Raw genomic sequence first — 17,611 nt, 5'->3', positions numbered from 1 at the left:
CACTCCCGCTTTAAGCTTCCAGCCCGTCCGCCCTCTGATCTCCAAGCCTTGAGTCCGATTCAACCCACGAGAATGGTTTCCACGGGCTGACCCGGCATGCACTGGAACTTTTCCGAGGTACGGGTCCGATTTGAAGATCAAGGCAAGAGTCCTTATCATTTGACTCGTAACTTGGTATAAGGACAACCATGGACGGATCATCGCAGCGAGCGGTCATCACGGGCATGGGAACCGTGAACTCGATCGGAAAGAACGTACCGGATTTCTCACAAGCGCTGAAGACGGGCGAATGTGGCATAGGTCCGGTGACCCTTTTCGATACTTCCGGCTACAGAACGCAGGTTGCAGGAGAAGTCAGAGAATTCGATCCGACAAGAGTCATACCGGTCGAGTTCTCTTTGAAGCGGATGTCCCGCTCGGACCGGATGGCCATGGCCGCGACAGTGGAGGCTTTGACACAGGCCGGGCTGTTTCCGCTTCCCGAACATCTGCGCGAAGATGCGGGGGTGGTCATCGGCGGCGGAGCGGGGGGCATGCCGGAGGCGGAGGATTTCTTCGACCGCTATCTTCGGACCCAAGGCCGCCGTGCACGGTTCTCGAAGCTGTCATCGCTGTATTGTTCATCCACCGCGGATCACATTGCCTCGAAACTCGGGTTGATGGGGCCGAAAACGTCCTTAATGACCGCATGCTCGTCCAGCGCCACGGCCATTGGTTTCGCCGGAGACCTTATCCGTATGGGTGCGGCAAGCCTGGTTCTGGCCGGCGGCACGGAGCCTTTGTCCAGAATCACCTTCGCTTCGTTCAATGCCTTGCGGGCCATGGACCCCGACTACTGCAAACCCTTCGACAGGGGCCGGCGCGGCTTGTCTCTCGGCGAGGGCGCCGGAATCATGGTGATCGAGGCGTTCGATCATGCGCGGGATCGGGGGGCTCGTATTCTTGGCGAAGTATTGGGCTATGGCGTGACGGGCGACGCGCATCACATGACGGCCCCGGATCCGACGGGCTCCGGAGCTGCCCGGTCCATGATTGCCGCTCTCGAAGACTCCGGAATCGCACCCGGACGAGTGGACTATATCAATGCTCACGGGACGGCCACCCCGGCCAACGATCTCATGGAAACCAGAGCCATCAAGGAAGTGTTTGGAGACCACGCCTATCGAATACCGGTGAGTTCGACCAAGTCCATGACGGGCCACGCATTGGGGGCCGCGGGCGCCATCGAGAGCATTGCCTGCGTATGCGTCCTCGAGCAGGGTTTCGTTCCGCCTACCATACACCTCGTGGAAGCCGACCCCGAATGCGATCTGGACTACGTGACCGGTCGGGCCCGATACGGGGATATCCGAATCGCGCTCTCCAATTCCTTTGCTTTCGGAGGCAACAACACTACGCTCGTCTTGGGGAGATTTACGGAAAAAGGGATCGTCCATGAGTAGGAGGGCAGTCATAACCGGACTGGGCTTGGTCACCCCTTTGGGTGTGGGAAAGGATGCCTTTTTCGAGCGTCTCGTTCGGGGAGACTGCGGGATTGGCGAGATCCGGTCCTTCGATACCGGCAGATTTCCGTCCCACCAAGGCGCTGAAGTGAACGAATACCAGGCCAAGGAGTTCATCTCGGCAAAGAACCTTCGGAAAATGGACCGGCTTTCCCGCATGGCGGTGGGTTCGGCCCGAATGGCTCTGGACGATGCGGGTCTCACCATTGACGCTTCGAATCGGGATCGGATCGGAATGATACTCGGAGTGGCTTTCGGATCCACAGAGGTCACGGCCGGGCTGGCGAGAACCCTGTTCGAGGAAGGACCGAACGCGGTCAATCCGTTTCACGTACCCAATACGGTGATGAACGCTCCCGCCGGACACGCCTCGATTGAACTCGGCTTCCGAGGAGTCAACACCACGGTGAACCACAAGGAAGTCTCCGCGGAAACAGCTATTGCCTACGCTGTGTCGGAGATTCGTAAAGGAACGGCGGACGTTATGCTGGCCGGAGGCGCGGATGTACTCGGAGAGACGCTTTTCGAATCCTTGACCCATTTTCGAGCTCTATCCCCTACGGCAGGCGGAGAGGAAAAAGCCCGGCCCTTGGATGTGTGCAGAAACGGATACACTGTTGGTGAGGGCGCGGGAGTCCTATGCCTGGAAGCTCTGGAACACGCCGAGAGCCGGGGTGCAGCCGCTTACGCCGAGGTCGCGGGGTGGGGAATGAGCGCGTCGCCTTCGCCTCTGACGGACTGGACGGGTGATGACAGGGGAGTCGTGCTTGCTGTGAAAAGGGCTTTTACCACCGGCGGCATAGAGGCGGAGGACGTGGACTGCGTGTACGCTGCAGCCAACGGCGGTATCAAACTGGACGCGCTCGAAGCCGGAGCTCTGTGCAAATTATTTGGCAAGGACCCGAAACCGTTCGTGACGTCCATCAAGGGAGCGTTGGGAGAAAGTTTCAGTTCCGGGGGCATCCGCGCGGCGGCCATGACTCTGTCACTGCAAACAGGCGTCCTCCCTCCCACCTTTGGCCTGCGTAATCCCATGCCGGAGTTGACGGGTGTTTCCGATCAAAAGCGAGAAAGGGAAATGGGATATGGGCTTCTGAACGCAATCGCCTCCGGGGGCGCCCAGGTGAGTTTGTTGTTCAGAAAAATGGATTGAATCTGTATAACGTATCAAGATGTTGTCCAATGCGGTGAGTGGAAACTCGAAAAGAGCCCGCTTGTACGCGGAGTACGGTTTTCGGAAGTGCATCGATAACGATCTGCCGCTCGTACAGCGGGTTCTGTGACCGGGCGAGATAGAGAGCATCCATGGGGGAGAAAGATCATGATATATCTGGATCATAACGGGACGACGCCCTTAATCGGGGAAGTTCGAAGGGCCATGCAGCCTTTCCTGTATGATGAGTTCGGCAATCCCTCGAGCAAAACGCCCCTGGGACGGAAGGCGCACGATGCCGTGGAAACGGCCCGCGCCCAGGTGGCCTCCGCCCTTGGCGCCCGGCCCGGCGAAATCGTGTTTACTTCCGGCGGGACGGAGTCCAATAACTCGGTGGTTCTCGGGCTGGGGGCTCGATTCAAGGGACGAAAGAAGCACATCGTAACTACGGCGGTAGAGCATCCCGCCATTATTGAACCCTGCATCGAGTGGATGAACAGAGGGGGGGAGGTTTCCTTTGTGCCGGTGGACGAAACGGGACGAGTCGATCCGGATGCCATAATGGCGGCCGTGGGTCCGGAGACGTTCCTGGTCACGGTCATGCATGCCAACAACGAGACGGGAACACTCATGCCTGTCGCCGAGATCGGTCGTCAATGTCGCGAGCGCGGGATTCTGTTTCACACGGATGCGGCTCAGAGCGTGGGAAAAGTGAGTGCTCGAGTGGATGAACTATGTGTGGATTTCCTCTCCGTGGCGGGACACAAACTATATGCACCCAAAGGGGTCGGCGCCCTGTATGTCCGGGAGGGTATCGAAATGCCGCGATTCATGTTCGGAGCCGCCCAGGAAACCGGGCGCCGTGCCGGTACGGAGAACGTTATTTTTGACGTGGCCCTGGGTGCGGCGTGCGAGGCGGCGGCCCGGGAATTGGACCGCCTGCCTCCGCGTCTGCGGGAATGGAGGGATCGATTACAGTCCTTGCTCGAGGAACAGGTGCCTGGCCTTCGGATCTTTGGACATCCGGAGTATCGTCTGCCCAACACCTTGTTTATGGGATTCCCGGAAGTCGCAGGCGAAGAGGTTCTGGCGGCTGCGCCCGAGATATTTGCTTCCACGGGAGCGGCATGCCACTCCGATCAGGTCAAACTGAGTCATGTTCTGGCCGCTATGGGCGTTTCTCGGGAGCAAGGCAAGGGAGCCGTGAGGTTGACGCTGGGGCGACTTACCACGGAGGGGCAAATCGGGGTTGCCGCGGAAATGCTCGTGTCGGCCTACCACAGCGCCCTAAGAAAAGCCGGCAAGCGCTGAAGAGATCGAGCAGGGGACAACTCTGCCGGAGGTCTATCCGCTGCAAGATAGCCGAATCGGATGGTCGAGCATGTTGGATAGGATGAGTACATGATGAAAACACCTAATCATGGAAAAGATGCGTCTGCAGCGCCTTTACGGCTGCCGGCAGATCTTCCGCCACCATGTCCGGCTGTTCGGTTTCTCCATTTTCAACGCGCTTCAGGGTATCCGCACCTTTTCCGGTAAGAACGAGCACGGTGCGGCATCCCGCTCGGCGGCCGGCTGAGATGTCGGTCTGCGCATCGCCGACAAAGAAGCATTCCCCGAGATCCAGGTCGAAGTCCCGAGATGCTTCCTCCAACATGCCCGGGAGCGGTTTTCTGCAGGAGCAGCCTTCCTCGGGTCTGCACGGGCATACGTAAATCTTTTCGATATATCCTCCGGCGTCCCGTATCCGGGCAAGCATGTTCGTGTGGATTTCTTCCAGATCGGCGCGTGAGATGATACCGCGGCCCACGCAACTCTGATTCGTGGCCACAAGAGTGCGAACGCCTTGTCTGTGCAGGATGGCCAGAGCTTCGAGTACTCCGGGCAGAAACTCGAATTCGTCCCAATTCTTTACGTAGTCGATACCCTCTTTATTGATGACGCCATCGCGATCGAGGATAACGGTCGGCTGTTTCTTCTTGCCACGACGCATCTTAACGACCCCATTCGAGAAAACGGAACCCCCATTGAGGCGGCAGCCGGATTATAGTGCGTTCAGGACAGGCCTTCAAGGACCGGATTGCGGTCTTGCAGACGCATATGTTACATTCGACGCTGGTAATTCGAGGACGCGCGTATGACGTCGGAGCCCCCATATAAAGATCTGTATATATACCACTTGAACGGTGTTCCACCCAAGGATCGCCTGCCGAAGACCCCATTTTCCCTGGTATGCTGGAAGGAGGACGACTGTTCGTTTCTGTTCTTCAGCAATCCTTCCGAGGGAACGGTGGACCGGTTGCTGACCGGGCTCGAAGGAGTGAACCTGGTGGAGAGCTATCGCATGTCCTACGAGGAATGGCAAGGAGGCCAGGCTCTCGCGCCTCTGGAGGCGGGACCGTTCCTGTTACACCCTTACTGGATCGATGTGGAGGCGAAACCGGGCGTGATCCGGGTGCCGCTGGATCCAGGTCTCGTGTTTGGAGCGGGGTTTCATCCCACCACGCGGGAGAGCCTCGAAGCTCTCTCCGTTCTGTGGAATCTGGCCCCGTCTGTTTGATGCGGCATGTTTGAACGCGATGAAACGGCCTGTGATGAAGGCTTTGGACGGCGTCCCGCCTGAACGCGTTTATGACTCCCGCTTTATTTTGAAATGGTGCGCCGAGAGAGCGACATGTCCATCAGACATCTGGCGTTAGAACTGTATGAGGCCATCACGAGAGTGGCGGCGTTGGAGAAAAGGTACGAAAACGCTCCCCTCGAGGAACGTTCCGGGATCGAGGCGGAACTTTGGAAAGCGCGCCGGGACCGCGATCATCTCAAGAAAATTCTGGAGGCCAAGAAGGAAAAGAGCGGTCTTTCGGGCCGTGCATCGTGAGCACGGTGGTTCCTTTATTGCGATGGTGATTCAATCCGCATCCGCCTCCGCCAAGGGCAGCAGAAACGACCGTTTGAGCACCCGGTGATATTCGGTGAACAGGCTGTCCTTTTTGTGTTTCTCCGAATGGTCCTGGATCATCTTTATTTTGGCGTTGAGGTCGTCCATGACGTGTACAATGAGGGCCTCCGGGCTTTTAGGGACCACGGGAGAGCCCAATTCGAGGGCGCCGTGGTGGCTCAGAATGACGTGTTCGATGTGCAACAGGTTTAGATCTTTCGGGTCGATTCCAACTTCGAGAGCCGTGTCCCGGACCAGATCGCGTCCCAGAATGAGATGACCGATGAGCCGACCTGCGGTGGAATGGGTGTAAGCTGTGGATCCTTCGATTTCAAAGATTTTTCCCACGTCGTGCAATATCGCCCCGGCGATAAGGACGTCGCTGTTCAACTCCTTTTCAACGTCGCTGATGGTCAGTACGTACCGGAGTACCTGCCGGGTGTGCTCTAATAGTCCGCCCCTGTAGGCATGGTGATATTGGAGAGCGGCCGGCGCGTTTTTGAACGCTTCCTCGTTCCGGGCCAACACTTCGAGGGTAAGATCTCTGAGGGGTTCCCCGTGAATCCGTTCATGACACACGGTTATGATTTCGGTCCACATCTCCTCGATATCGAACGGAGACCGGGGAAGCAGATTGTCAATGTCCAAATCGTTGAGGCTCCGCCCCTTTTCCTTGAGAAACTCGGCGCCCGCGATATAGCTCACATTGATCTGAAGTTCCTCTTGAAACTGTTCGACCCGGCCCTGGACGCCGGCGATAATGCCGGAAGCCACCCCTTGTTCTTCGGAAGGCAGACGTTCGGACCAGACCTTGGCGGCGATAATGCCGGAACGGTCGGAGAGGAGCAGGTTCAAGAATGGGGCTCCTTTGGCGGTGTTTCGCAGTTCCAGTTTTTGTATTACGAAGAACTGCTTGATCTCGACTCCCGATTTGAGATCCTTGATAAAGATGTGAGGCATGTACGAAATCCTTGTTCGGGTGGCGACTTAGGACCTCAGTAGGAAAGTAATTTTATTTTGCCCTTCCATTTCGAATGTGTTAACATCCCATTTTATGAAGCAGAGCCGTGTAAACACAATTTTGATAATAACGTTTTTTCTGGTCTCCGCCGGGTTTCCGCTTCAAGCTGGAGCCTCAAGTTTGCGCCGGGGTGACAAGCCGCCGGATCTTACCTTGCCCGACCTGGGCGGGAATGAAGTCTCTCTCTCCGACTTCAAAGGCAAGGTCGTTGCCGTGACCTTTTGGGCCGTATATTGTCCGTCATGTAAGGCCGAAATACCGCATCTCCGATCCTATCACAAGAAGTATGAAAACGAGGACGCCGTGTTGCTCGCCGTTTCTCTGGACTCCGGCCCGGACCAATATCTCAAGGATTTTGCTAAACAATGGGGAATTTCCTATCCCATTCTTAGAGGGGACAAGCGCTTGTGCAAACAGTGGAGGGTCCGAGCCATACCTGTTACGTATCTCATCGACCAAGAAGGGCTGATCGATACCGTCTATATCGGACCTGAGGCCACAGGATTACTCGACCGGGACACAAGCCGGTTGCTAGGCAGATAGACTCTCCTCCTTCAGCTTTTCGCAGAACGAAAGAAACGCCTTGCAGATGGGAGAGTGGGTTCTGTCTCTATGCATGGCCAGATAAAAATCCCGCCGGATGGGCAAGCCCTTGAGTGGGACCATCCTCAATGTATTGTTCTCAAGATCTTCTTTCACCGCAGTGTCTGAGATTATGGATAATCCGAGGCCTGCTTTTACCCCCTGACGAACCGACTCGGTGTTACCCAATTCAGCTACTATCCTCAGATCCTTCAAGTCCAAATTCATGGAATTGAGAATCCTCTGAATGCCCAAGAGAGTTCCCGATCCTGCCTCGCGGACGATGAAAGGCAATTGCGTCAACTCTTCGGGAGACAGCGTGCCGCCCGGCGGAGGCGGGCCTTCAGGATGCGAAATCAGAATGAGACGATCATACATAAAAGGAATGTATTCGATACGATCCTCTTCAATACGCGCTCCGACCATCCCTATCTCGACACGGGCTTCAAGGATCCGCTTAACGATCTCGCGGGTGTCCGAGACCTGAAGGAGCACCTTTACGTCCGGATAGCCGGCGTTGAACGCGCCCAGCAACCGGGGCAAGATATAGTCCCCGGGTATGGTGCTCCCTCCGATTACCAATTCGCCCTGAATCCTGCCGAGATACGTCCGAAGGGCCTGGATGGCCTCGTCGCGGAGCCGAATCATCTTTTCCGCGTACTGGTATAGAATATCTCCGGCTTTGGTCGGGATTACCTCGCGGCCGAGCCGGTCAAAAAGCTGTACATCGAGGATGTCTTCCAGATATTTGATGTGGCCGCTGACCGTGGGCTGTGATAAGTACGTTGTTTCACCTGCGCGGGAGAAACTTCTCAGCTCGTAAACCTTGCAGAACACGCTCAACTTGCGTAGGTCCATGGAAAACCTCTCTTGCGTTTGAATCGAACCCGCACCAGGCGACGTCGAGTCGATACACCGGGCGACGTGGAGGAAATGATCGATCGTATTATCGAACGTCGGCGCGGCAATGACAAGCGAAAATCGATTCAGGTGGGGGCTAAGGCGATAGCGAGGTATGATACATTAGGAGGGACAGGGGCCAAAGCATCAGGCTGAAGTTGAAACCAACCTTTCAAAGGACGCACTTCAGCGTTTGGGATCGGATCTCCTCTGTGACTCAGGACACCCTCCGATCCCCCACAACAGCAGAAACACGGATCCAGGCGATTCAGCGATTCACGCGCTAACCATCGAACTCCAGTTTGGTGGGTCTGCGGCGGCTCAGCGACGCGTTCCCTGACGGCCTGACTGTAAGCTCTCCTTGGTCCTCAATCAGAGGGCACGTCCTGGGGCACGCGAAATGTAACCACTTCTTATCCACCGCGAAGTCGAGGCAATCGTTATATAGTTTGCAGAATACGTTCCTGTATCCCAGTCTCTTGATCGGTCTAAGTACTTTTTGCACCGTTGCCATTTCGGTCTCCTAGAAAGTTCTGATCTTCATCCTTTTTGACGCAATCGGTACCAGGTGGTTTAATAAATATCTAGCCGATCCTGCGTGGCGCCCAATTTACCTGTCTCCCCGAGGAGGAGGCCTTGACCTCTCATTTGCTTTTCACATAATCTATGCGCCATACTTAATGCAGAATCCGCTTCTAGGGACTCGGATGACTTTCATACTCTCAAGAGGAGCATCAACTTCTCAGCCTGCCCATGCCTGATCAACAGACAGCTAGCCCCAAAGCGGGTATCCTGGGTAGGATGCCATACCACCCGCACATCTATTCTACCCTAAAACCACGACGGTGACACGCAAAAACCGGTCCAAGCAAGGAATGCTTGCGAAAATCGACCGAGTTGGTTTAAGATATAGGTCAGACCCTCAGATCCGGTATGGCTCCATGCCCTTTTGGGGGTGGCCGACGACCCGCGGTGATGATATCGAGACATCCACCGTGTTGTAGGCTTTCGAAGGCCGACCGGATCGAGGGTAGATGAAGAGGTCGGTTTTTAATCAATCCAACGTTTTTCCCTGACAAATCAAAGCAGAAGAAGACCAGCCCTCACCGTTTAACCGGAACAGACGGAAGAGGGTCCTTTTGATGTATCAGGCAAGGGCCGAGATGAGTTGGAGAAGAATGGGGATGCTCAGAGATTTTGTAATCGCCAAACCAAGAAATCCCATCGCTGCAAACGGCGAGGCGGACCGCAACTTCAAATGTCCGTATTATACGGATTGCCTGGACCACGCCATCCTCAAGAAATGGATGGGGTGGCGCTGCGATCAATGCGAGCATCGCGACCTCGCCGGACCCCAACAAGAAGTGTGAGCGCTACGACTTTGAAGATCTCGACAGCCCGGGCTCATCGGGGCCAAGGCTGAAAGCCTCCAATACGGCGGTCTACTGCGAACCTAGGATCGGGTCTTGGAGGTTTTCATGCCGGCGACTTCGCACTCGTAAAAAACCCGCGCAGGCACTCGGATTCCGGCCCCTCTTTTCTCCCTTAGGTATGGAGCCGGCCGTTCGGGTGAGCCTCGGCGAGAGAGGGTTTCGCCGGAGAGACGCTCACTTCCATGCCTTGAAGGATGTACTTCCAAAAAAGGGTACTCCTTTTGTTTAATAGTCCGATACACTTAACATTCGTTGCAGGCAACGAAAACCTTGATGAACATCCCGAAAGCGGAAAGTCCCCGGCGCACGCGTAGTGTGAGGGAACACAAAGGACGGACATGGTAATCAAAGAGATCCACCACTTCGATGAAACAGAGTTGATACAGAGACTGAGGGATGTTTGTATGCACGAGGACAGGGATACGTACGTATACCGAAATACGTTCATATCACTTGAAAAGATACAGACAAGACATCTGTCACCTCCCCAATACTACATTCTGCGTTCGGAACTGGATAAGGTCCGCAGCTTGAAATGGGCTCTTCAGGAGCGCGGATTTGATCTCTTTCGGTTGGACGGGTTCCTGCGTTTGACAATCGAGGGATTCGGAGAACCCATAGACCTATTGCCTCCTATCGTGGAAGAGTCCATCGAGGCGGACGGGTCGCTGCATTTGATCGTGAACGACGGAATGCACCGTATCTATCTGGCCTACCTCGAATGGCAGATCCCCCAGGTCGTATTTGTCCGTGGTGTACCCAAGGAACTTCCTTATTACGCTTTCCCCATTCCTTTGGGATGGGAGAAGCTGGAGGTGCGGGAAGACATTCCTTCGGGCTACGTCAAGAAATGGCATCGGATCGAACAGAACAAGATGCTCTATCGGGACTTCAATTCCGCATTTACTAATGTGGGAGGACCGCGGGGTCATTTCGAAAAGCCTCGAAGTACATGAAGTTTATACCGTTACATTACGGCAACAAGCTCATAGGCATCAATTCGTGCGGATTTGTGGGTGTGATCACCCTCTGGTCAAGGCCGAAAAAGATCCTTGACGTGTTTCGGGAGCAGGGTATTGACTTGAATCCCGCGACGTCGCCCATTGTCGCCTTTGGCACCCTTTATGGTAACGGCTTGCCCCACCTGATTCGCAACCTCCTGTACAATCCGCAGATCACCCACCTGGTGGTGTGCGGCCGAAATCGGTCGTCTTCTTTTCGGGAACTGACCAATTTCTTCTCCGAGGGCGTCGAGAAGGTCGAGTTTCTCGGCATCAGGGCCAACAAGATCAAGGGCACCGAGGGAATCCTCGACGATCTTCTGCGGCCTGAACTCTTTAAGTTTCCGCCTAGAATGGAAGCTGTGGGTCCTTTGACCACGCCCGAATCCCTTTCCGGTCTCAAACGGTATTTTCAATCGGTTCGCCGGGACCCCGCTCGCCGGTTCACTGAATCGGATCGAGTTAAAATCCCTCCCAAGACGCTGCCAATCGGCCATTTTCCGAGCTCGGTGCTTCAACACACCGTTCTTTCAGAGACTCCCCTGGAGGGGTGGAAGCAGCTGATGTTCAAGTTGGTTCGATTCGGCCGAAAGGTGGAGCTGAAAAAAGGGGTACGCAAAGAGCTGCAGAACTTGAAAGTCGTCATCGCGGACCCGACCTCAGATCCGGACGATGCGCTCGTTGAATACGGCTTTTCTCCCGAGGAATTCAGCCGGTATCGGGACGAGATCATGGACGGCGAGCTTCCTTCTCTGCTTGAGTATACATACGGAAATCGTCTGAGGAGCTACTTCGGAGTCGATACGTTGAGTCTGGCCGCCGAACGTCTGGCATCCGATCCGGAAAGCCGCCATCAATTCATCTCGCTTTGGGACACCGCAGCGGATTTCCGAGATCGTAAAGCGAATCCATGCCTGGTTTCCCTGTTTTTCCGGATCTCGGAAGGCCGCCTCGGCATGACCGCTTCCTACCGGACTCACAATGCCATCGACGCGTGGCTCCAGAACGTGCACGGCCTCATTCGGATCCTGGACTTTGTGTGTGAGCGATCCGGACTGGCCAAGGGAGCTCTCACGGTATTCAGTCACTCCATCAGTCTGGACCCCACCAATGAGATTAAATACCGTAAGGCCTTGAGTGTGGCCGAGCTTCGCGCACATCGTTTACGCGAGGACCCTCATGGATTCTTTCGGATCACATTGGAGGAAGGGCAGATTGTGGTGCGTCATCTCTACAACAATGTCCTGCTGAAGGAGTACCGTTCGAAGCACGCGGAGCGGATCCAGCACGACCTGGTGAGGGATGAGGCTATTTCGGATCTGAACCACGCTCTTTATGTGGGAAGAAACCTGGCGCTCGCCGAACGGGCGCTGAAGCTGGGGGAGCAATTCGAGGAGGCATGAAACGACCTGGAAATCCAACAGGAAGCCGCCCGAATGCTTATGTTTGCATCCCAAACACCTTGAGTGTGTTCTGCGTGGTAGCCCGCGCGAGTTCCTCGAAAGAGATCTTTCTCAAACCGGCCACTTCGATTGCCGTATATCTGACAAACGCCGGTTCGTTTCGATGGCCTTTCTTGGGTGCGGGCGTCAGGTGGGGAGCGTCGGTTTCCAGAAGGATGCGATCCAGAGGCGCCTTTTCAGCCACTTCCCGAAGATCTGAAGAATGCGGATAGGTAACGGGTCCGGGTATGGACACATAGAATCCCCAGTCCAGAAAGGTTCGCGCGAGCGACCAGTCACCCGAGAAACAGTGTATGACCACGCCCGTCAGCTTGTGTCTGAAGTTTGAGAGCAGATCCGATACGTCCTTATTTGCCTTCCGGTCGTGAATCACCACGGGGAGACCGATGGACGAAGCCAGATCGAGCATCGACACGAAAACACGCCTTTGGTCTTCTTTCGGAGAATGGAAATGGTGATAATCCAAACCGATTTCTCCAATGGCCACCACTTTGGGATCTCGGGCCAGACGCTCTATTTCTTGAAGATGTTCGGGAATGAACTTACTTGCCCAGTGGGGATGATATCCCGCGGTAGCGAAAACGGAATGCCGCTTTCGGGCGATGTCCAGACATCTTTGTGAACTGCCGGGCGTTACTCCAATGGTAATGACCCGTTCTACGCCGGATTGGTTGGCTCTATACAACACTGCGGCTAGCTTGTCCTGAAAATAGGGAGCGTCCAGGTGAGCGTGGGAATCGATGAGCATGAAAGTATGCTCCTTGAAAAAGAGTTGAGCGCTGTATGGATTTTGAATATGCTTACAAATAACTCGGAATGACAGCGATGCTTTCAAGTTCGGGAATGGTTTCCCGACCAGCCGTTAGCTTCGAATAATCCTCCGTAGAAGTCAATCCCGGATAACAGAAAGCGAAAGCAGACTGCTTTCAAGGAATGTGGCAACTTGCATAAGAGATCCAGGGGCCAAGCCATCGAGGATGAAATGGATGATAGAATGCACGGCGGGGATATGCGGGACTTGGAGGTTAAGCGGGTGCTCGATGATACCGTGCGAACTGAAGCCGGATCGACGATCTGTCCGGAGCCACGGATTGAACCGGAGGCCATACGTACCGGGGGACGTGACGCGGGCGCATCGGGCGGCTCCCAAGTCGCGAATGGAGCATAATAATGGCATCCTTCCTTCATGTTCCTTGCGTCCGTCGTCTTTTCTCAGGGTTTGCCTCATTCGCGTTGCTGTGCACGGTCGCCTGCTTACTGGATGTGGGAATAGTATCAGGCGGTCCGGTTTCGGCGGAGACATCGGACCGTCGGCCCGTTCCGGAGCAGCTCTGGGAAGGTTGGTTCCAACGAATGGACGAACGGGCCCGCACGGATTTCCTCGAAGCCAAGAAACAGAGGACCCAAGTTGTCGAGCTTCCCGGAAAGACCTCGTCTTTCGCCTATTGGTTTCCCCCCAATTTCGAGGAGATGCCCGAGAAGCGGGTCATGGTGCTTATTCACGGGCATACAGGAAATCCTTTTCGCCAAATACTCCGGATGCAGAACGCCGCAGGTGAGTATGGATTCGGCCTTCTGGCCTTGCCCTGGGAATGGCCCCTCGGAAATGGGAAGGAATACCGTCAGGTTCGCCCCGAGATGCTGTATGTCGCCATTACCAGGGCTTTGGACCACATGGAAGCGCGCCATCGAGTGGATAAACGGCGTTCGGCATGGCTCGGCTTCGGTAAGGCGGCGCAACTGTGTGCGCAGATTGCATATTTAGACCGAAACGTCGATCGTTCCTATTTTGAGCTGTTCATAGCCGTGTCAGGGAATCTGGGAAGGCGAGCGCCTTTTATGAAAAAACTTCTGGATGGTGCGTACGGATCGAAGCCCCTGGCTGGAAAACGGTTTTACCTATGGTGCGGAGAAACGGACGAAAGGGTCCTCTGTCCGGGAGTCGAGCAGAGCGAGGCCATGCTGAAAAGGGCAGGGGCGACCGTGGTGCGCACCCGCAAAGGTTCCGAAGGACACGCGGGCTTCTACACTAACCCCGTATACATAAAAGAAGCAGTGAGATACTGGAGACAGCCGAAGTCATAAACCCGACTTCGATGAACGGTCATGGCTCACACTCCTGAAGAAGATATCGACAAGATCATCGGGTCCGATCACTACGACCCTTTCGCCGTGCTGGGGGCTCACGAGGTTCCTTCAGGCGAAGGGGGAGGGGTGGTCTGGCGCGTCCACAATCCGGATGCGGTTCAGATACGTGTCCTGGACGACTCGGACCGTACCTCCTCGTGGACCATGAAGCACGTAAGGGACGGTTTTTTCGAACTCATCGTCCCGGATCGAGAGCGGGTATTCCCCTATGTACTCCAGACCCGCTATCGGAACGGGTCCATTCGAACACAGAAAGATCCCTACTCCTTTCTGCCCGTCCTCTCGGAATACGATTTGCATCTTTTCTCCGAGGGCAGGCACCACCACGCGTACACCTGGCTCGGCGCGCATCCGAAGACCGTCGAGGGCGTCGAGGGCGTTTCGTTTGCCGTATGGGCCCCAACCGCCAAACGTGTCAGCGTGGTGGGAGACTTTAACAATTGGGACGGTCGCAGGCATCTCATGCGCGTCCGGGGCGGCTCCGGGGTCTGGGAACTCTTCATGCCGGGGCTGAAAAATGGAGATCTGTACAAATTCGAGATCAAACCGTGTACCGGCGAAGCATTCGTGAAGGCTGATCCCTATGCGTTTTTCCGTGAGAAGCGGCCGGGAACCGCCTCCGCGGTGTACGATCTGGACCGGTACGAGTGGGGCGACCACGAGTGGCAGACACGGAAAAAGAAATGGAATCCTTACGACTCCGCGATTTCCATCTATGAAGTGCACCTCGGAAGTTGGAAACGCAAAAACGCTCCGGACGAACCCTTTTACAACTATCTGGAATTGGCCGACGCACTGGTGCGTTATGTGAAAGAGATGGGCTTTACGCACATCGAGTTGCTGCCTGTTTTGTCTCATCCCTATGACGCGTCCTGGGGATATCAGGTTACCGGATACTTCGCTCCAACGGCTCGATTCGGCCGGCCGGCCGATTTCATGTATTTCGTGGACACCTGTCACCAACATGGCGTCGGCGTCATTCTGGACTGGGTGCCCGCTCATTTTCCCAAAGATCCGCATGGATTGTCACGATTCGACGGCAGTCACCTCTATGAACACGGGGATCCCAGACAGGGAGAACATCCGGACTGGCAGACACTGATATTCAATTATGGTCGAAATGAAGTCCGCAATTTTCTCGTCTCCAATGCGGTGTTTTGGCATGACCGGTATCATGTGGACGGTTTGCGCGTGGATGCCGTGGCGTCCATGTTATACTTGGACTACTCCCGACGGACAGGCGAGTGGATCCCAAATAAGTACGGGGGAAATGAAAACCTCGATGCCGTGGCTTTTCTCAAAGAGATGAACCAGGTGGTGTTCAGCTATTACCCATCCTCGTTGATGATTGCGGAGGAATCCACCGCCTGGCCCGGCGTGACGCAGCCGGCGTATTTGGGCGGGTTGGGCTTCAACTTCAAATGGAACATGGGATGGATGCACGATACGCTTCGGTATATGTCCAAAGAGCCGGTTCATCGAAAATTTCATCACAACCTGCTTTCGTTCGGCATGCTGTACGCGTATCACGAGAACTTCATTTTGCCGTTGTCTCACGACGAAGTGGTCCACGGCAAGCGGGCGCTGATCGGCAAAATGCCCGGAGACCTCTGGCAGAAATTCGCCAACCTCCGGCTGCTGTATGGATACATGTTCGGATTCCCCGGCAAGCAGATGCTGTTTATGGGGGGAGAGTTTGGACAGTGGACCGAATGGAGCCATGATCGCAGCCTGGAGTGGGATTTACTTCAGGACGAAAATCACCTGGGCGTTCAGCGTCTCGTTCGTGAACTGAACCGATTGTATGTTTCCGAACCCGCACTGTACGAAATAGATTTCGATCCGGCGGGTTTCGAATGGATCGATGTAAACGACTCCGACCAGAGCACCCTGAGTTTTATCCGATATTCCAGAGATCGCTCCAAGTTTCTCGTGTTTGTCCTCAACTTCACTCCCGTCGTTCGATACGGATTTAGACTGGGTGTTCCGGAATCCGGTCGGTACGACGAAGTGGTGAACACGGATGCAGGGGTTTATGGGGGCGGCAACGTGGGAAATCGGGGGGCGGTCATCGCGCAACCGGAGCCGTGGCACGGGAGGCCTTGTTCCGTCGAGATCACGTTGCCGCCTCTGGCTGCGGTGGTGTTCAGGCCGGCGGCGACTCGATGAGCGCCGGGCGTACGCGGATCCTATTGCCAACGCTTTATCGGAACGAATGTGGATTCTACCGGATGGGATAACCCACCGGGTTCGTCTTTGGTGAATCGTCGAGCGAAAATCCCAGCAGTTATCGGAGAATGCCGGTGAACGAAAACTACAAGGTCCTCATTTGTGACGGATTGCAGAAAGAGGGACTGGAACTTCTGCGGGAGACATCCAGTATTGAAGTGGACGATCGCACGGGCGTTTCGCCCGAAGAGTTGGCCGAAATTATTCATGACTATCATGCGGTGATTGTGAGGAGCCGCACCAAATTGCCTGAACACGTGCTGGCCAAGGCCCCGAAACTCAAGGTGGCGGCGCGCGCGGGCAGCGGCGTGGACAATATCGACATCAAAGCCGCCACCCGGCGAGGTGTTCTCGTGATGAACACGCCCGGCGCGAATGCCGGCGCCACGGCGGAACATACGATCGCCATGATGCTGGCCATGTCTCGCCACATTCCGACGGCCACGGCTTCGGTGCGAAACGGTGAATGGAAACGAAAGGATTTCGTCGGCACCGAGGTGGGGAACCATGTCCTGGGAATCATCGGGCTGGGGAATGTGGGGCGTCTGGTGGCCGAACTGGCTCGGGGCCTGAAGATGGAAGTCCTGGCCTCTGATCCGTTCTTCGTGAAGGACAAGGCCGGGCTGGAAGGGATCGAGTTGGTGGATCTCGAAACGCTCTTTGCCCGTTCCGATTTCATTACCATACATACTCCCTTGACGCGGGACACCCAGAATCTGATCAATGAAGACACCATAGCCAAGATGAAAGAAGGCGTCCGGATCATCAACTGCGCGCGGGGCGGCATTGTCGATGAACAGGCGCTCTTGAGGGCTCTCAAGTCAGGCAAAGTGGCGGGAGCGGCGTTGGATGTGTATCAGGAGGAGCCTCCTTCCCCGGACAACGGGCTATTACTGCTTCCCAATGTGGTTCTGACTCCTCACCTGGGTGCGTCCAGCACCCAGTCTCAGGCCAACGTGGCCATCATGATTGCCCGGCAGGTACTGGATTTCCTGCTTTTCGGCAAGATACGAAACGCGGTGAATCTGCCTGGACAGGCGCTGAAGGACATCGAAAAGATCCAACCCTACCTCGTTCTGGCCGAGCAACTCGGGAAATTCATGGTTCAGTTGCATCGCGACGAGATTCAGACGGTGCGCATCGAGTATTTCGGGGAGTTGGCGGCGTATGACGTGACCTTGCTGTCCAACTCGGTTTTGAACGGGATCTTGAAACCGGGATTCATGGAAGACGAAGTGATT

17 protein-coding genes are annotated in these 17,611 nt (G+C 55.4%); 12 read left to right on the top strand and 5 right to left on the bottom strand.

Going from position 1 to position 17,611, the window contains the following annotated elements; translation table 11 throughout:
• Nucleotides 1-188 precede the first annotated feature (188 nt).
• The 3 genes from HY788_14900 to HY788_14890 all read left to right on the top strand — a co-directional run bounded on the left by HY788_14900 (nucleotide 189) and on the right by HY788_14890 (nucleotide 3,966).
• Complete coding sequence (locus tag HY788_14900; GenBank protein ID MBI4775435.1) at nucleotides 189-1,442, top strand: beta-ketoacyl-[acyl-carrier-protein] synthase family protein; 1,254 nt, start codon at nucleotides 189-191, stop codon at nucleotides 1,440-1,442.
• Complete coding sequence (locus HY788_14895; GenBank protein MBI4775434.1) at nucleotides 1,435-2,655, top strand: beta-ketoacyl-[acyl-carrier-protein] synthase family protein; 1,221 nt, start codon at nucleotides 1,435-1,437, stop codon at nucleotides 2,653-2,655. The genes HY788_14900 and HY788_14895 overlap by 8 nt, the downstream gene beginning before the upstream one ends.
• Nucleotides 2,656-2,823: 168 nt before the next feature.
• Nucleotides 2,824-3,966 (top strand): cysteine desulfurase, encoded by a 1,143-nt coding sequence (locus tag HY788_14890; protein MBI4775433.1) that lies wholly within the window; start codon nucleotides 2,824-2,826, stop codon nucleotides 3,964-3,966.
• A 103-nt stretch (nucleotides 3,967-4,069) separates the two neighbouring features.
• On the opposite strand, the gene gmhB is transcribed toward HY788_14890, so the two are convergent.
• Nucleotides 4,070-4,648 (bottom strand): D-glycero-beta-D-manno-heptose 1,7-bisphosphate 7-phosphatase, encoded by a 579-nt coding sequence (gene gmhB / locus HY788_14885; GenBank protein MBI4775432.1) that lies wholly within the window; start codon nucleotides 4,646-4,648, stop codon nucleotides 4,070-4,072.
• Nucleotides 4,649-4,792: 144 nt separating this feature from the next.
• Between gmhB and HY788_14880 the strand changes: the two genes are divergently transcribed.
• Entirely contained in the window at nucleotides 4,793-5,215 is a 423-nt protein-coding gene (locus HY788_14880; GenBank protein ID MBI4775431.1) for a 50S ribosomal protein L11 methyltransferase, read from the top strand.
• A gap of 114 nt (nucleotides 5,216-5,329) precedes the next feature.
• The gene (locus HY788_14875; protein ID MBI4775430.1) at nucleotides 5,330-5,533 is read left to right on the top strand and encodes a hypothetical protein; all 204 of its coding nucleotides are present in this window, start codon (nucleotides 5,330-5,332) and stop codon (nucleotides 5,531-5,533) included.
• Between the two features lie 30 nt (nucleotides 5,534-5,563).
• Here the strand turns inward: HY788_14875 and HY788_14870 are convergent, their stop codons facing one another.
• The gene (locus tag HY788_14870; GenBank protein ID MBI4775429.1) at nucleotides 5,564-6,553 is read right to left on the bottom strand and encodes an HD domain-containing protein; all 990 of its coding nucleotides are present in this window, start codon (nucleotides 6,551-6,553) and stop codon (nucleotides 5,564-5,566) included.
• 181 nt (nucleotides 6,554-6,734) lie between these two features.
• On the opposite strand from HY788_14870, the gene HY788_14865 reads away from it, so the two are divergent.
• Complete coding sequence (locus tag HY788_14865) at nucleotides 6,735-7,157, top strand: TlpA family protein disulfide reductase (protein MBI4775428.1); 423 nt, start codon at nucleotides 6,735-6,737, stop codon at nucleotides 7,155-7,157.
• Here HY788_14865 and HY788_14860 read toward each other — a convergent pair.
• Together HY788_14860 and HY788_14855 are read right to left on the bottom strand one after the other, a co-directional pair.
• A complete protein-coding gene (locus HY788_14860) occupies nucleotides 7,146-8,054 on the bottom strand; it encodes a LysR family transcriptional regulator (protein ID MBI4775427.1) in 909 nt (302 codons plus the stop codon). The genes HY788_14865 and HY788_14860 overlap by 12 nt on opposite strands.
• Before the next feature lie 325 nt (nucleotides 8,055-8,379).
• Entirely contained in the window at nucleotides 8,380-8,610 is a 231-nt protein-coding gene (locus tag HY788_14855; protein ID MBI4775426.1) for a hypothetical protein, read from the bottom strand.
• 670 nt (nucleotides 8,611-9,280) lie between these two features.
• Between HY788_14855 and HY788_14850 the strand changes: the two genes are divergently transcribed.
• The 3 genes from HY788_14850 (at nucleotide 9,281) to HY788_14840 (ending at nucleotide 11,933) form a co-directional block, all read left to right on the top strand.
• Nucleotides 9,281-9,466 (top strand): hypothetical protein, encoded by a 186-nt coding sequence (locus tag HY788_14850; protein ID MBI4775425.1) that lies wholly within the window; start codon nucleotides 9,281-9,283, stop codon nucleotides 9,464-9,466.
• 401 nt (nucleotides 9,467-9,867) lie between these two features.
• The gene (locus HY788_14845) at nucleotides 9,868-10,485 is read left to right on the top strand and encodes a hypothetical protein (GenBank protein ID MBI4775424.1); all 618 of its coding nucleotides are present in this window, start codon (nucleotides 9,868-9,870) and stop codon (nucleotides 10,483-10,485) included.
• On the top strand, nucleotides 10,482-11,933 hold the full coding sequence (locus HY788_14840) for a hypothetical protein (protein ID MBI4775423.1): 1,452 nt from the start codon (nucleotides 10,482-10,484) through the stop codon (nucleotides 11,931-11,933). Before HY788_14845 ends, HY788_14840 begins: the two co-directional genes overlap by 4 nt.
• Nucleotides 11,934-11,970: 37 nt before the next feature.
• On the opposite strand, the gene HY788_14835 is transcribed toward HY788_14840, so the two are convergent.
• Nucleotides 11,971-12,741, bottom strand: coding sequence for a TatD family hydrolase (locus HY788_14835; protein MBI4775422.1), 771 nt, complete (start codon nucleotides 12,739-12,741; stop codon nucleotides 11,971-11,973).
• A gap of 605 nt (nucleotides 12,742-13,346) precedes the next feature.
• On the opposite strand from HY788_14835, the gene HY788_14830 reads away from it, so the two are divergent.
• The 3 genes from HY788_14830 to HY788_14820 all read left to right on the top strand — a co-directional run.
• Nucleotides 13,347-14,078, top strand: coding sequence for a hypothetical protein (locus tag HY788_14830; protein MBI4775421.1), 732 nt, complete (start codon nucleotides 13,347-13,349; stop codon nucleotides 14,076-14,078).
• Between the two features lie 21 nt (nucleotides 14,079-14,099).
• Nucleotides 14,100-16,310, top strand: coding sequence for a 1,4-alpha-glucan branching protein GlgB (gene glgB, locus HY788_14825; protein ID MBI4775420.1), 2,211 nt, complete (start codon nucleotides 14,100-14,102; stop codon nucleotides 16,308-16,310).
• 134 nt (nucleotides 16,311-16,444) lie between these two features.
• A partial coding sequence (locus HY788_14820) for a phosphoglycerate dehydrogenase (protein ID MBI4775419.1) occupies nucleotides 16,445-17,611 on the top strand: 1,167 nt, incomplete at its 3' end.

This window comes from Deltaproteobacteria bacterium (assembly GCA_016208165.1).
In the GTDB taxonomy this organism is placed as follows: Bacteria; Desulfobacterota; Desulfarculia; order JACQYL01; family JACQYL01; genus JACQYL01.
Note: the sequence above shows the minus strand (reverse complement) of the source record. Positions and strands in the feature narration are given on the sequence as shown.